The 13,307-nt window shown below is 51.0% G+C and carries 13 protein-coding genes; 7 read left to right on the top strand and 6 right to left on the bottom strand.

The features are described from left to right. The first annotated feature begins 3 nt into the window (after positions 1-3). From AWQ22_RS12585 to AWQ22_RS12575, 3 genes are read left to right on the top strand one after another with little or no spacing between them, the layout of a single operon-like run. Positions 4-807: a metal ABC transporter ATP-binding protein gene (locus tag AWQ22_RS12585; RefSeq protein ID WP_065711302.1), complete on the top strand. Its 804-nt coding sequence runs from the start codon at positions 4-6 to the stop codon at positions 805-807. Continuing rightward, entirely contained in the window at positions 800-1,627 is an 828-nt protein-coding gene (locus AWQ22_RS12580; protein WP_065711301.1) for a metal ABC transporter permease, read from the top strand. The genes AWQ22_RS12585 and AWQ22_RS12580 overlap by 8 nt, the downstream gene beginning before the upstream one ends. Then, positions 1,627-2,049 (top strand): Fur family transcriptional regulator, encoded by a 423-nt coding sequence (locus AWQ22_RS12575; protein WP_012308094.1) that lies wholly within the window; start codon positions 1,627-1,629, stop codon positions 2,047-2,049. Before AWQ22_RS12580 ends, AWQ22_RS12575 begins: the two co-directional genes overlap by 1 nt. Here AWQ22_RS12575 and AWQ22_RS12570 read toward each other — a convergent pair. Beyond that, positions 2,013-2,525: a gamma carbonic anhydrase family protein gene (locus AWQ22_RS12570; RefSeq protein WP_065711300.1), complete on the bottom strand. Its 513-nt coding sequence runs from the start codon at positions 2,523-2,525 to the stop codon at positions 2,013-2,015. The genes AWQ22_RS12575 and AWQ22_RS12570 overlap by 37 nt on opposite strands. Positions 2,526-2,590: 65 nt before the next feature. On the opposite strand from AWQ22_RS12570, the gene AWQ22_RS12565 reads away from it, so the two are divergent. Further along, the gene (locus AWQ22_RS12565; RefSeq protein WP_030007627.1) at positions 2,591-3,016 is read left to right on the top strand and encodes a secondary thiamine-phosphate synthase enzyme YjbQ; all 426 of its coding nucleotides are present in this window, start codon (positions 2,591-2,593) and stop codon (positions 3,014-3,016) included. Here the strand turns inward: AWQ22_RS12565 and AWQ22_RS12560 are convergent. Both AWQ22_RS12560 and AWQ22_RS12555 read right to left on the bottom strand, forming a co-directional pair. Continuing rightward, positions 3,001-3,543, bottom strand: coding sequence for a pyridoxamine 5'-phosphate oxidase family protein (locus tag AWQ22_RS12560; protein ID WP_065711299.1), 543 nt, complete (start codon positions 3,541-3,543; stop codon positions 3,001-3,003). The genes AWQ22_RS12565 and AWQ22_RS12560 overlap by 16 nt on opposite strands. Then, positions 3,544-4,836 (bottom strand): pitrilysin family protein, encoded by a 1,293-nt coding sequence (locus tag AWQ22_RS12555; RefSeq protein ID WP_084448996.1) that lies wholly within the window; start codon positions 4,834-4,836, stop codon positions 3,544-3,546. A 205-nt stretch (positions 4,837-5,041) separates the two neighbouring features. On the opposite strand from AWQ22_RS12555, the gene AWQ22_RS12550 reads away from it, so the two are divergent. Together AWQ22_RS12550 and AWQ22_RS12545 are read left to right on the top strand one after the other, a co-directional pair. After that, a complete protein-coding gene (locus tag AWQ22_RS12550) occupies positions 5,042-5,371 on the top strand; it encodes a Mo-dependent nitrogenase C-terminal domain-containing protein (protein ID WP_065711298.1) in 330 nt (109 codons plus the stop codon). Positions 5,372-5,584: 213 nt separating this feature from the next. Beyond that, on the top strand, positions 5,585-6,103 hold the full coding sequence (locus tag AWQ22_RS12545; protein WP_045442251.1) for a phosphate-starvation-inducible PsiE family protein: 519 nt from the start codon (positions 5,585-5,587) through the stop codon (positions 6,101-6,103). Between the two features lie 68 nt (positions 6,104-6,171). Here AWQ22_RS12545 and yqeK read toward each other — a convergent pair whose 3' ends face one another. Next, positions 6,172-6,768 carry a bis(5'-nucleosyl)-tetraphosphatase (symmetrical) YqeK gene (gene yqeK / locus AWQ22_RS12540; RefSeq protein WP_065711297.1) on the bottom strand — a complete coding sequence of 199 codons (597 nt, stop codon included), beginning with the start codon at positions 6,766-6,768 and terminating at the stop codon, positions 6,172-6,174. Between the two features lie 87 nt (positions 6,769-6,855). On the opposite strand from yqeK, the gene AWQ22_RS12535 reads away from it, so the two are divergent. After that, entirely contained in the window at positions 6,856-8,559 is a 1,704-nt protein-coding gene (locus AWQ22_RS12535; RefSeq protein WP_232321378.1) for a transglutaminase domain-containing protein, read from the top strand. A gap of 24 nt (positions 8,560-8,583) precedes the next feature. Here the strand turns inward: AWQ22_RS12535 and alr are convergent, their stop codons facing one another. Together alr and carB are read right to left on the bottom strand one after the other, a co-directional pair. Continuing rightward, positions 8,584-9,768 carry an alanine racemase gene (alr, locus tag AWQ22_RS12530; protein ID WP_065711296.1) on the bottom strand — a complete coding sequence of 395 codons (1,185 nt, stop codon included), beginning with the start codon at positions 9,766-9,768 and terminating at the stop codon, positions 8,584-8,586. Positions 9,769-9,954: 186 nt separating this feature from the next. After that, on the bottom strand, positions 9,955-13,203 hold the full coding sequence (gene carB, locus AWQ22_RS12525; RefSeq protein ID WP_030007634.1) for a carbamoyl-phosphate synthase large subunit: 3,249 nt from the start codon (positions 13,201-13,203) through the stop codon (positions 9,955-9,957). Positions 13,204-13,307: the final 104 nt, after the last annotated feature.

The following is a 13,307-nucleotide window of genomic DNA, read 5'->3' as shown; positions in this document are numbered from 1 at the left end:
CCCATGGAAACGGTCATTTCCCTCGAACGGGTCTGGGCGGGCTATCCGAAGACCCCTGTCCTCGAAGACATTAACCTCCAGGTACAGGCCTTGGATTTTATTGGTCTGATTGGCCCCAATGGTGGCGGGAAAACCACCCTACTGAAAGTGCTGCTTGGTTTGGTGCAATCCCAACGGGGGACGGTCAAAATTTTAGGGCGTCCCGTCACCCAGGGCCGCCGTTACATTGGCTATGTGCCCCAGATCCTAGAACTTGACCGGGATTTCCCGATCCAAGTCCGGGATGTGGTAAACATGGGGCGTTTGGGGAAACGGAAATTATTCCACCGCTACAACCGCAAGGACCGGGAAATTGTCCAGCGTTCCCTCGTCCAAGTGGGCATGGCCGATAAAGGCGATCGCCCCATTGGGGAGTTGTCTGGGGGGGAAAGACAACGGGTTTATATTGCGCGGGCCTTGGCTTCAGAACCGAAAATTCTGCTCCTCGATGAACCCACCGCTAACGTTGATTCCCAGGTGCAGAATAGTATTTACGAACTGCTCAAAGAACTCAATCAATCCATGACGATTATGATGATCTCCCACGACCTTGGCGCGATTTCTACCTATGTCAAAACCGTGGGTTGCCTGAATCGCCGCTTGCATTATCATCATGATCGCCTGATCACCCCCACCATGATCGAAGAAACCTACCAATGCCCCGTGGATCTCATTGCCCACGGCATTCCCCACCGGGTTTTTCCAGATCACGGTGATGGCTCCCAGACCTCAACCCACCACCATTCTTCATCCTGCGACCATGCTTGACGCCCTCCAGTTTGACTTTATGCAAAATGCCCTGATGGCGGGAATCCTCGTCAGCATCGCCTGTGGCATTATTGGGACATTTGTCGTCGTCAACCGCATTGTTTTTATTAGTGGAGGCATTGCCCATGCCGCCTATGGGGGTATTGGTCTGGGCTATTTTTTTCAATTTAATCCCATCTGGGGGGCGATCGCCTTTGGCTTGATCTCTGCCCTGGGAATGGGCTGGGTTGAACAACAAACCAAACAACGGGGTGATACCCTGATCGGCGTGATGTGGGCGATTGGCATGGCGATCGGCATCATTTTGATCGACTTTACCGAAGGTTATAAAGCGGGTTTAGAGAGTTATTTATTTGGCAGTATCCTGGCAGTGCCCCGGTCGGATCTGTGGCTAATGTTTGGCGTTGACTGTGTGATTATTGCCTTGATTGCCTTACTTTACAAAGAACTCCTCGCCATTTCCTTCGACCCAGTATTTGCCACGACCCGCAATTTGCCCGTGCGGAGTCTGTATCTCGTCCTTGTGGGTTTAATTGCCCTGACGGTGGTGATGGTGATGCAAATTGTCGGTTTGATTATGGTGATTGCCCTCTTAACGATTCCGGCGGCGATCGCCAGCCAATGGCAGAAAAAAATCACGACGATGATGGGTTTAGCCAGTCTTTTAGGGATTAGCTTTACGACGACGGGCCTCTGGCTCTCGTATCGCTTTAATCTGACTTCGGGGGCAACGATTATCCTAGTTTCAGGGATTGCCTATCTCCTGAGCCTCGGACTCAAAGCCTACGGCGATCGCCAATCCACCCAACCAGAAGCCTAATGTCCAAGAAACTCACCAAAAACCAACGCACCATTCTCCAGCTCATCCAAGCCAAAGAAACCGAAACCAGCGCCCAAAATCTCCATTTCGAGATGCAGCAAACGGGCCTAAAAATCGGTTTAGCCACCGTTTATCGCGCCCTGAAATTACTGAAAGTCGAGGGCAAAATCCAAGAGCGGGTCACCCCAGAAGGAGAATCGTTCTATAGCAAAATTGGCATGACCGAACACCACCACCACCATTTAAACTGCGTCAACTGCGGCCAATCTTATCCCCTCGATAGTTGTCCCATTAGTCAAAAAATTACCGACTGGTGCCAAACCCAGAAGTTCAAGGTCTATTACCACACCCTCGAATTCTTTGGCCTCTGCGCCGACTGCCAGACTCAGGCCGATAATGCTGAATGTTTTAACGCCAACTGATAATAGGCTTTGGCATGGTCAATTAATTCCGCTGCTTGGGTCTCCCCCACATCCTTGAGGCGTTTGGCAGGAATGCCCACCATGAGCGATCGCCTTGGAACGTCCTTTGTGACGACACAACCCGCGCCGATAATACTGCCCGCACCGACCCGTACCCCATCTAAAACAATCGCCCCAATACCGATCAAACAGCCTTTCTCAATGTGGGCACTGTGGATGACCGCTTTATGGCCGATGGTGACGTAATCTTCAAGCACCGTCCGTTTACCCGGATCACCATGGAGCACGGCTCCATCCTGGATATTGCTAAAACGACCAATCTGAATCGCCTCTAGGTCACCCCGCACCACAGCCCCGTACCAAATGCTTGATCCCTCGGCGAGGCTAACATTGCCGATCACGGTAGCATTAGAAGCCACAAAGGCCGCTTGGCTCAGATCAGGGGTGGCAAGGGAAATATTAGACCAGGTGGACATGGTGGCTGTTGGCTCATTTTTCCCTATTCTAAAATGAGTTAGCCCGCATTTTTTTACTGCCCCCTATGCTGCACCAACATCAACGCGCCTTACAAATCCAAACCCAAGGAAAATCTCTCCACAAAATTACGGCCAAAATCGAGTCTTATGTGGCCGAATCGGGCATTAGAGCAGGATTATGTGTTGTGTTTGTGCGCCATACTTCGGCTTCGTTAATCATTCAAGAGAATGCGGACCCAGATGTGCTGTTAGATTTAGAAAATTTCATGGCGAAATTGGTACCAGAAGATGGCCGTTCGTATATTCACAGCGCCGAAGGCCCCGATGATATGCCTGCCCATATTCGTTCAGTGCTGACCAAGACCTCTGAACAAATTCCCATTGCCAATGGTCGCTTGGTGTTGGGAACGTGGCAGGGCATTTATCTCTGGGAACACCGCAGTTATCGCCATACCAGGGAAGTGGTGGTGCACATTTACGGGGAAAAATAATCCTTGAGGCAGTCGAGATCTAACTGGATTTTGGTGTCAATCAGTTGCCCTTGGGATAACAGGCGATCGCCACTGACCCAGACTTGTTGCGCGGTGAATTGGTACATCCGCCGGGGGGAAGCTCCGAGGTAATCTGCGGCTTGTCGGGGTGTGGGTCGTTTGGCCCGCTGGTCGAATCCGCTTAAAACTTGTCGCAGGGGTTCTAATGCGGTTAATTCTGTGGCTGTTCCTGCAAAAAAGGCGGCTTTAATGCGACGAGGATCATAAACTGTGACCATCGCCCGGCCTTGGTTTTGGTAAAGATTTTGGGAATGTTGGGCGGCGATCGCCGATGACCAATAGAGGTTTAAGCCCTGATCCCAAACGAAAAGTAACGGGCTACTCCAGGGCCAACCAAGCGGCGAACAGGTGCTGAGGTTGCAGTAAATCTGCGTTTCGAGTAAATCTTTGACGAGGGCGATCGCCTCTGGGTCGGTGGCTTTGGTTGTGTCTATCCAGCCGTTTTCTGCCGTTGCAAGTTGTGCCATTTAGGTGCCGGTTAAAGTGACGATACCGTAATGTTCCGGAGAAAGATATTGTCGCACTAAACGCTGGAGTGATTCAATCGTAAAGGTTTCGACCATCTGGGGATAGTGGTGGGCATAATCAAGGTTACCGAGGGTTTGGTAATAGCCGTAGAGTCCGGCCAACTGACTCGCACTTTCCGTCGAAAAAATATGCTCATTACACAACATGCGTTTCGCCCGGCGTAGTTCAGCTTCCGTCACACATTGGGTCTGCAGATCAGCGAGGCGATCGCCAATCACCTGTTCCACATCGTCTAAATGTTCTGGATCGAGCCAGGCCTGAATCGTAAATAAACTAGAATCCCGTTGCAAAGAGAAACCACTGTTAATATCCAGAACCCACTGGCGTTTTTCCCGCAGCTCTTGCACCAGCCAAGCGGAAGTTGTCCCGGCCAGGATCACCGACAGCAAATCTAGACCGACTGCGTCATTAAATTGTTCGACCCCCGTCCCCAACCAACCGAAGATTAAGCGCGCCATTTCCACATTGGGCACTTGAATTTCATTGCGGCGAATCTCGATCAGAGGGGGTTCTGCCTCCACCTCAAAGGGGGGGCATTCAGAGGGCACCTGAAAATCGCTAAAGTTGCTTTGAATGAGATCCAAGGCCTGGGCGACTTGAATATTACCAACCATGCTGATGATCAAGTTTTGGGGTTGATAATGGGTCCGGTGAAAACAGCGCATTTGGTTGGGGGTATAGCCACACAGTTGCTCGGCATTGCCCAAAATCGAGCGGCCATAGGGGTGATTTTCGTACAGCAGACGGCTCAAGGCTTGGAAGGCGAGCCAGTCGGGATCATCTTGGCTGATACTAATTTCTTCGAGTACCACCTGGCGTTCCCGGATAAATTCGGCGTCGGGAATAGTGGCATTGCGTAAAATATCGCTCAGATAGGGCAGGGTTTCTGGTAGGTGATCGCCTGTAGTGCTGAGGTAGAAATGGGCGTAATCGTAACTGGTGGCGGCATTACTCAGCCCACCGCAAGTTTCGACAATTTGATCAAACTCACCGGGACAGACTTGGTGCGATCCCTTAAAGATCATGTGCTCTAAAAAATGGGCCATTCCTTCCCATTCTGTCGGTTCGGCGATCGCCCCCGCTTTAACCCACACATCGGTGACCACCACAGGCGTCCCCGGCAAATACTGATGCACCACCTGGAGGCCATTGGGGAGCGTAAACAATTGCACCGGATCGGGTTGGAGAGAGTAGGGCAAGGGGATAACCGAGGCTAAACTTACCCCCATCATAACCGCTTCTTTTCTGGGGCTTAAAGGAACATGAACTTAGCTAAACAACAACTTTTTTTTGCGACGCCCCGATACAGGCTTTAGTTAAGCAGACATTATTAAACATAAACAAGATTTATATGATTTTAGGGTTTATATTCTTTGGGCTTATTACTAGACTGTAGAAGAACAAGGTTTTTCGCCTACTTCCCAAAAAATACTTGCCATGATTATTTTTTCCCGCCGACCCTCTCTCAAAAATCCCAATCAGCAACTGCGGTTTTTGCCCACGATATCTTTCGATCTGCTCCAACCCCTCCGTCAATGGCTCAATGGCCTAGAAATTTGTGATCCAGATCGCGCCCGATTGATTTGTCAACTGGTGCCCGCCCAGTGCCCCTTTGCACAAGAAATTTCCTTCGCTGGTCTGATTCACTTCAAAATTCCGCCACTGTGTAAGCTCAATCCCCTTTACGAAGAAGTCATCGACCTACGATTTAGAGCTCTTTGTTACCTCGCCGAAAAATGTCCGAGCGAAGTTTGTCGCTATTGCTAACGCTTTAGGTTGGCCAAATTGCCAATCTTGAAAGTCCAACTCTGGGTTTGCTCCTTAGGATGATGAACTGCCCCAGGATTTCTGAATAGTGAAGACGAGAAAAATCAATGGTCAAGTTGAAACCAATCAGAGCGTATTCCACTTCTTTTCGCTGCACAGCCCAAGCGAAGCGGGTTCATCCAGCAACGTAGTTTTTAAATTAATTTAATGCCAATGAAAACGCCTCAAACTTTCTCCCTCCCTTGGTACCGCTGGCTCAATAGCCAATATGTTGTGCGGCTGTTAGAAACGGTTCAAGATTTGATTGTGATTGGCCTGTGTGTTGGGCTGTTTAGCTTTATGGTGTTGCAACTGCGGGAGATGGTGCTTTCGTTGTTGCCGCCGCTGCAATTTCAGACGGTTACTTCTGATATTCTCTTTTTACTGATTTTGGTAGAGTTGTTTCGCTTGCTGATTATCTACCTGCAAGAACACCGGGTTTCTATCGGTGTGGCGGTGGAAGTGTCGATTGTTTCTGTGCTCCGAGAAATTATTGTACGCGGTGTTTTAGAAACGCCTTGGACACAGGTTTTGGTCGCTTGTATTTTTCTGTTGGTTTTAGGGGCGCTGTTGGTGATTCGCGTTTGGTTGCCACCGACCTTTGACGGGATTGATCCGGAGCAAGTCGTCTCACAGCGGCACCGTTCTCGGCGTCATCCCCAAGAAAAAGAGAATCATACGTTGATTTCCTAGGGAAGACGCGATCTGAACAGGTTTCAATGTCAGCTTGAGAACATGATCAGGGGCACCGGGTTGCGATTTTAAAGACTTGACTCGGTGCGATCGCCTTTAGTTTGCAGAGCCCAATTGCGGGTCAAGATCATCCGGGGATGGATGATTTTGTGCTGTTTAATAAGGTGTTTCAACATATAGTCACAAACCCCCGCCACGGCTCGATAAAGATTTTTTTCGCTCAATTGCCGCAGTTTTTGCAGTTTTTTACCATCGCCTCGATTCGGTTCTAGGGCATCGGCCACAAAAATAATGCAGCTTAATTGATCCATGCCAGGGTGGCCGAGGGTGTGGTTGGCGATCGCCTGTAAGATCTGCACATCCTGAATCCCAAACTCCGTCCGCGCCACAATTGCACTCACATCTGCATGGAGGAGGTGGGGCACATGGGCACAAATCGAATCAATTTCTAAACCGTGCTGTCGGGCGATTTGCAGCAATTTGGGCGGCGGAAAAAACTTAGCGAGATCATGTAATAATCCCGCCTGGGCCGCTTGGTCTGGGTCTGTTCCGTGGCGTTGGGCCAAGGCTTGGGCCATTTGTTCCACTCCAAGGATATGCTCTAGGCGATCGCGCGAAACATTGTCTTGCAACCAACTGATCACCTGTCCTCGATCTAGTGTCATGCAGCCCTACTCCTCCGACGAAACATCAAGATCTTTGTACAAAACCCCCTAAATCTCCCTTACTAAAACGATAACGAAAGGAGTTTCATGGGTGATAATCCTAGTGAAGAATACAACCTACGACCGGAAATTGGGATTTTGAGTACTGCCACCCCGACAAACCACCGCACCATTCGCCCCATTTCAACCTATGCCCTCCACGGTGTGGCCTTCCACGACGGCTATTTTTGGGCCATTGAAAATATCAATGGCTACTTGATGCGGATCGATCCCCAAACCGATGCAACACAAATTATCAATTCCCGCACTTGGTCGGCTTTTATCGGGGCGACGGGCCTCGCGATCCAAGACGAGATTCTTTGGTTTACCAGCGGCGATCGCCTCTACAAATGCGCCATGACCGACGGCCAATGGAACCCCGAACTGTTTACCCGCTTTCCCGATACCGTTAATGGCGTCGCAATTTCTGGCAATAGCCTTTATATTTCCTGCCAAAAACGGGGTGAAATTTTTATCTACGATGCCACCAATGGCCGCTCCATCACTAGCCTTTATGCCCCTGGCATTGGCGTTGAAAATCTTGTAATTCGCGGCGAAGATCTCTGGGTTTCCGATAGCCTCGAACAAACCGTTTATTGCCTGGAACGGGCCACTGGCGAAGTAAAATTCAGTCTACTGACCCCCTTTGAATCCCCCACGGGTCTGACATTCTACCCGAATCCGGAAGGAGGCCCAGACATTCTCTATGTCGCCTATGCCTCCCAGGAACCCTACATTCGCGATAATCCCAACGCCGACCCCAACTACGAGCTCCAATACCGCGACGTTACCTTTCTGCATCCCCTCTATTTCCGCTACGATCCAGAGGCAAAATATGCCCTCTCCAATGGCTTTCTCCTGGAGATGAGCTACGTCGAAGAATTATCGCCCCTCGATCCCGTTGAATTGCAGGATCTCGAATGGAAAATTGCTCTCCCTGCTGAAACCGATCGCCAGCAAGTGGTTAGCATCGAACCCGTCGGTCTCCCCTTCACCATTGAAGAAAAAGAAGGTCAAAAGGTCGCCGTCTTTAAATTCGACCAACTCAATGACCGACACCGCCATATCTTTGGCTGGCGGGCCATTCTCAAAGTGTGGGGCATTAAATATCAATTTACGCCGCCGGACTGCGAAAACCTCGCACCGATTCCAGAAGCACTCCAAGCAAAATATTTGGTGGATAACGAAAATTTGGCCATGGAAACAGAGATTATCCAGCGGGCCGCAACCGATGCCGTGGGTAGCGAAACCAACCTGCTCCGCCAAATGTACAACATCCGCAACTATGTCTATGACCATCTCTCCTACGGCATTAAGCCCCACATCGACACCCCAGATATTGCCCTCCGGCGGGGGGTCGGCTCCTGTGGTGAATATTTAGGTGTCCTCTTGGCTTTGGCTCGGCTCAATGGCATTGCCAGCCGGACGGTGGGCCGCTACAAATGTCCAGCCCACGCCCACCTGAGAAATCTGCCCCTCCAACCCGATTACAACCATGTCTGGATGGAATTTTATTTGCCGGGTTATGGTTGGCTGCCCATGGAATCGAACCCCGATGATCTGTGCGAGGGAGGGCCATACCCAGCCCGCTTTTTCATGGGACTGGCTTGGTACCACGCAGAAATGGCGAAAGGCGTCCCCTTTGAAAAGTTGTACCGCCAGGGGGAAATTGTCCCGAAAGAGCAAGTTTCCCTAGGAGATCTGGCCCTGAACCATGTGCGGTTTACGATTCTTGAGGAATTGCAACCTTAATAGTTTAGAAAGCGTGTGCAAATCTCAGAGATTAATCCGGGGCAGGCGATGCTTGAAACCGCAGAGAATTTCCCAAGAAATCGTGCCCAATTGATTCGCCCATTGGTCAACGGTTAGCTGCTGGTCATGATCTGTACCAATGAGCGTCACCACATCACCGACTTGGACGTCCGGAAGATGACTAACGTCAAGCATTAGTTGATCCATCGTAATCGCCCCAATTTGGGGGGCAAAGGCACCATTAACCAAGACTTTTAAGTTATTGGAGAGGCGACGGGGCACACCATCGGCGTAACCAATACCCACCACGGCCGTTTTTGTGTCTGTGGCGGTAATAAAACGGTGACCGTAGCTGACACCGGTATCGGGGGGCAAGGTTTTAAGTTGAGTAATGCGGGCTTTGACCTGGAGCACGGGTTTGAGGCGGACTTTGGGGCTGAGGTGGGGCGCTGGATAGACACCGTAAATAGAAAGGCCCAAGCGCACTAGATCGTAGTGGAGATCGCGGCTGTGGAGGGTGGCAGCGGAATTACTGATATGTCGTTTTGGGATCGGTATTCCCTGTTGTTCGAGCTTGGCGATCGCCACTTGGAAGCGTTGGTGTTGCTGATCCATCGTCGTGGGGTCTGGGTCGTCAGCGGTGGCAAAGTGAGAGTAGATGCTGGCAATGTTGAGGTGCGGAGCTTGGTGAACCGCTGCAACGAAGGGTAGTGCTTCCTCCCAGCGGGTGCCGAGACGGGACATTCCGGTGTCGATTTTGAGGTGTACAGGAAGTATTTTCCCTAATCGGGCGAGGGTTTCATTAAAAATAGCCACCTGGGACAGGTTACAGAGGGTGGGTTGCAAATCCCAATGGGCGATCGCCTCAATTTCTTCGGTGGTATTGGTGGCCCCCAAAACGAGGATCGGCGCAGTAATTCCGGCTTCGCGCAGTTCGACCCCTTCCCCTAAGGTGGCGATCGCCAACCAACTGGCCCCCGCCTTGAGTACCGTTTCAGCGACCTTGACCGCACCATGGCCGTAGGCATCGGCTTTTACCACCGCCATCAATGCCGTTTGGGGCGCGAGAATTCCCCTTAGGGCACGGATATTAGCCGCCAGCGCTTGATGGTCAATTTCTACCCAGGCCCGTTGGCGAATCGCTTTAGAAAACTGATAATGACGGCACGCTTGGGACACGATATGGGATAGCTGTTCTCCATCTAACACAGGCGATCGCTCCAATTTTGATAAGAATTTTTTGCTTATTTTATCGAGTGTAGAGTCTAGGCTCGTATTTTGGGGCCACAAAAACAGCAATTACGCTCCATGGAAACAGGCTGATTCCTCCAAACAGAAGGACAAAAAATCGCCCCTTGAATGAACGAGAGGCGATCGCAATTCAGAACTGGAATATTAAGCGTTGATGTATTCCTGGAGTGGTTTCACATCGAGGGGATGCTCTTGGAGAGACCGAATCGCTGCCACCGTTGCTCTAGCTCCTGCCAAAGTCGTAATAATCGGCAGTTTGTAATCGAGGGCTGTGCGACGAATCATCCGCCCATCCGCTTGGGATTCTTCCCCAGAGGGCGTATTGATAATGAACTGAATCCAGCCATTTTTCATCCAATCGACCACATGGGGCCGCCCTTCATGGAGCTTTAATACCAATTCCACATCTTCAATACCGTTCTCTAGGAGCACTTGACGGGTACCAGAAGTGGCCACAATCCGGAATCCCAATTCCATGAGATCCTTAACCACAGGCACGGCGGCTTCTTTATTGCGGTCATTCATCGAGACAAAGACCGTTCCTTCTGTCGCCAGTTCAACCCCAGCACCAATCTCCGCTTTAGCAAAAGCCTTACCGAAATCAACATCGATGCCCATCACTTCCCCAGTCGAGCGCATTTCGGGGCCGAGGAGAGTGTCGGTTCCTTCAAATTTGTTAAAGGGTAAGACGGCTTCTTTAACGGCGACGTGTTTCGGGGTAATTTCACCGTCAATGCCTAATTCATCGAGGGTTTTACCAGACATCACCAAGGACGCGATTTTCGCTAGGGGCCGTCCAGTCGCTTTAGAAACATAAGGCACAGTACGGGAGGCGCGGGGATTCGCTTCGAGGATATAGACTTGGTTATCCTTGACGGCGTACTGAATATTCATCAAGCCGACAACCTTAAGGGTTTGGGCTAATTTCACCGTCCACTCGCGGATGGTATTAATCACTTCATCGGGGAGAGAAGTGTGGGGGATTGAGCAAGCAGAGTCGCCGGAGTGGATCCCAGCTTCTTCGATGTGTTCCATAATGCCGCCAATCACGACTTTTCCAGTGTGATCACAGAGGGCATCCACATCGACTTCGATGGCGTTTTCGAGGAATTTATCGACGAGGATCGGGTGATCGGGTTCGACCTGGACGGCGTATTTCATGTAGTGGTCGAGTTCTTCGTCGGAATAGACAATCTCCATTGCCCGTCCGCCAAGCACGTAGGAGGGACGCACGACTACCGGATAACCGACGCGATTGGCAATCTTTTGGGCTTCTTTGTAGTCGCGGGCAATGCCGTTGGCGGGTTGGAGAATTTCAAGGTCGTGGAGGATTTTTTCAAAGCGTTCCCGGTCTTCGGCGGTGTCGATCGCATCGGGCTGGGTGCCCCAGATTTTGGTATCGACGGGACAATCGCCTGCGTTGAGGTAATTGTCGAGGGGGACGGCTAATTTTAACGGGGTTTGGCCGCCGAATTGGATGATTACGCCTGCGGGGTTTTCAGCTTCGATAATGTTTAAAACGTCCTCTTTGGTGAGGGGTTCAAAATACAGGCGATCGCTGGTGTCGTAGTCGGTGGAAACGGTTTCGGGGTTGGAGTTGACCATGATCGTTTCGTAACCCGCATCACTGAGGGAGAACGCCGCATGGCAACAGCAATAGTCAAATTCGATCCCCTGGCCAATGCGGTTCGGGCCACCGCCGAGGATCATCGCTTTGGGTTTGTCGGAGGGGACTACCTCAGACTCCGTACCGTCGTAGGTGGAGTAGTAGTAGGGGGTAAAGGCTTCAAATTCTGCCGCACAGGTGTCCACGAGTTTATACACGGGCAAGACACCGATAGACTTCCGGTAGGCGCGCACGGCATCTTCGTTGGTTTTGGTGGCGTAGGCAATTTGGCGATCGCTGAACCCTTGTTGCTTAATCACCCGCATATCCGCCGCCGAAATTTCCGTCAGGGGCGTTTGTTTCATAAAGCGTTCCGTGACCAGCAATTCTGCCATTTTGTCGAGGAACCAGATATCAATCGCCGTCAAATCATGAATTTCTTCGACGGTCATCCCCAATTTCAACGCCTGATAAATAGTAAAAATCCGGTCGGGGTTTGGGGTTCTTAAACTTGTCGAAATATGGCTCAGACTAGGGAGGGTTTCTTGGCGATCGCAGCCAAAACCATAGCGGCCAGTTTCAAGGGAGCGTAACGCCTTTTGGAAAGACTCCTGAAAAGTGCGCCCGATCGCCATCGCTTCGCCCACGGATTTCATTTGGGTGGTGAGAATCGGTTCCGAACCGGGGAATTTCTCAAAGGCAAAGCGGGGAATCTTCGTGACCACATAGTCAATGGTCGGCTCAAAGGAAGCGGGAGTTTGCTTCGTGATGTCGTTCGGAATTTCGTCGAGGGTGTAGCCTACCGCCAGTTTTGCTGCAAATTTGGCGATCGGGAAACCCGTTGCTTTCGAGGCTAGGGCAGAGGAGCGGGAGACACGGGGGTTCATCTCGATGACAATCACTTCGCCGTTGAGGGGGTTCACCGAAAACTGAATGTTCGAGCCCCCCGTTTCGACACCAATTTCACGAATAATTTTTAGGGAGTAGTCTCGCAACCGCTGGTATTCTTTATCGGTCAGGGTTTGGGCCGGAGCCACGGTGATCGAGTCGCCTGTATGTACTCCCATCGGGTCAATATTTTCAATGGAGCAAATAATCACGACGTTATCGGCGAGATCCCGCATCACCTCCAATTCGTATTCTTTCCAACCGAGGAGGGATTTTTCCACGAGAATCTGGGATACGGGGGAGGCTTCTAAACCGGACTTGCAGATTTTTTCGTATTCTTCTTGGTTATAGGCGATGCCGCCGCCACTACCGCCCATGGTGAAGGCTGGCCGAATAATGAGAGGGTAACTACCGATTTCAATAGCGACTTCCCGTGCTTCTTCCATTGTGCTCGCAATGCCGGAAGGACAAACGGGGACACCGATCCGGGCCATGGCTTCTTTAAAGAGGTTGCGATCCTCGGCCATCTCAATCGCTTCTAATTTCGCACCGATCAGCTCGACGTTAAATTTTTCGAGGGTGCCGTTCTTCGCCAGGGAAACCGCTGTGTTTAGGGCCGTTTGGCCGCCCATGGTGGGGAGCAGGGCATCGGGCCGTTCTTTCTCAATCACTTTAGCGACAATTTCGGGGGTGATTGGCTCAACGTAGGTGCGGTCGGCGGTTTCTGGATCCGTCATAATCGTGGCTGGGTTGGAGTTGACCAAGACCACTTCATAGCCTTCCTCCCGCAACGCCTTACAGGATTGGGTGCCGGAGTAGTCAAACTCACAGGCTTGTCCAATCACAATGGGGCCAGAACCAAGGATTAGAATTTTTTTGATATCGTCGCGGCGAGGCATAGGGCTACTACGTTCACTTTCGAAATTGTCTCAATCATTCTATCTGCTCTGATGCCGATTCTTAACGCGATCTGGGGCGGAACGGTAAGCCAAGTTAGATTTAG

The sequence above is a fragment of the Picosynechococcus sp. PCC 7117 genome, from assembly GCF_001693275.1.
Classification (GTDB): Bacteria; Cyanobacteriota; Cyanobacteriia; order Cyanobacteriales; family MRBY01; genus MRBY01.
The sequence above is the reverse complement of the archived record's forward strand: the minus strand, read 5'-3'. Positions and strand labels throughout refer to the sequence as shown.

Coding starts and splice junctions, on each gene's coding strand:
- AWQ22_RS12565 (WP_030007627.1), top strand. CDS start 2,591: ATGCTGCACCAACATCAACGCGCCTTACAAATCCAAACCCAAGGAAAA.
- AWQ22_RS12570 (WP_065711300.1), bottom strand. CDS start 2,525: ATGTCCACCTGGTCTAATATTTCCCTTGCCACCCCTGATCTGAGCCAA.
- AWQ22_RS12585 (WP_065711302.1), top strand. CDS start 4: ATGGAAACGGTCATTTCCCTCGAACGGGTCTGGGCGGGCTATCCGAAG.
- AWQ22_RS12580 (WP_065711301.1), top strand. CDS start 800: ATGCTTGACGCCCTCCAGTTTGACTTTATGCAAAATGCCCTGATGGCG.
- carB (WP_030007634.1), bottom strand. CDS start 13,203: ATGCCTCGCCGCGACGATATCAAAAAAATTCTAATCCTTGGTTCTGGC.
- AWQ22_RS12575 (WP_012308094.1), top strand. CDS start 1,627: ATGTCCAAGAAACTCACCAAAAACCAACGCACCATTCTCCAGCTCATC.
- AWQ22_RS12560 (WP_065711299.1), bottom strand. CDS start 3,543: ATGGCACAACTTGCAACGGCAGAAAACGGCTGGATAGACACAACCAAA.
- yqeK (WP_065711297.1), bottom strand. CDS start 6,768: ATGACACTAGATCGAGGACAGGTGATCAGTTGGTTGCAAGACAATGTT.
- AWQ22_RS12545 (WP_045442251.1), top strand. CDS start 5,585: ATGAAAACGCCTCAAACTTTCTCCCTCCCTTGGTACCGCTGGCTCAAT.
- AWQ22_RS12535 (WP_232321378.1), top strand. CDS start 6,856: ATGGGTGATAATCCTAGTGAAGAATACAACCTACGACCGGAAATTGGG.
- AWQ22_RS12555 (WP_084448996.1), bottom strand. CDS start 4,836: ATGATGGGGGTAAGTTTAGCCTCGGTTATCCCCTTGCCCTACTCTCTC.
- AWQ22_RS12550 (WP_065711298.1), top strand. CDS start 5,042: ATGATTATTTTTTCCCGCCGACCCTCTCTCAAAAATCCCAATCAGCAA.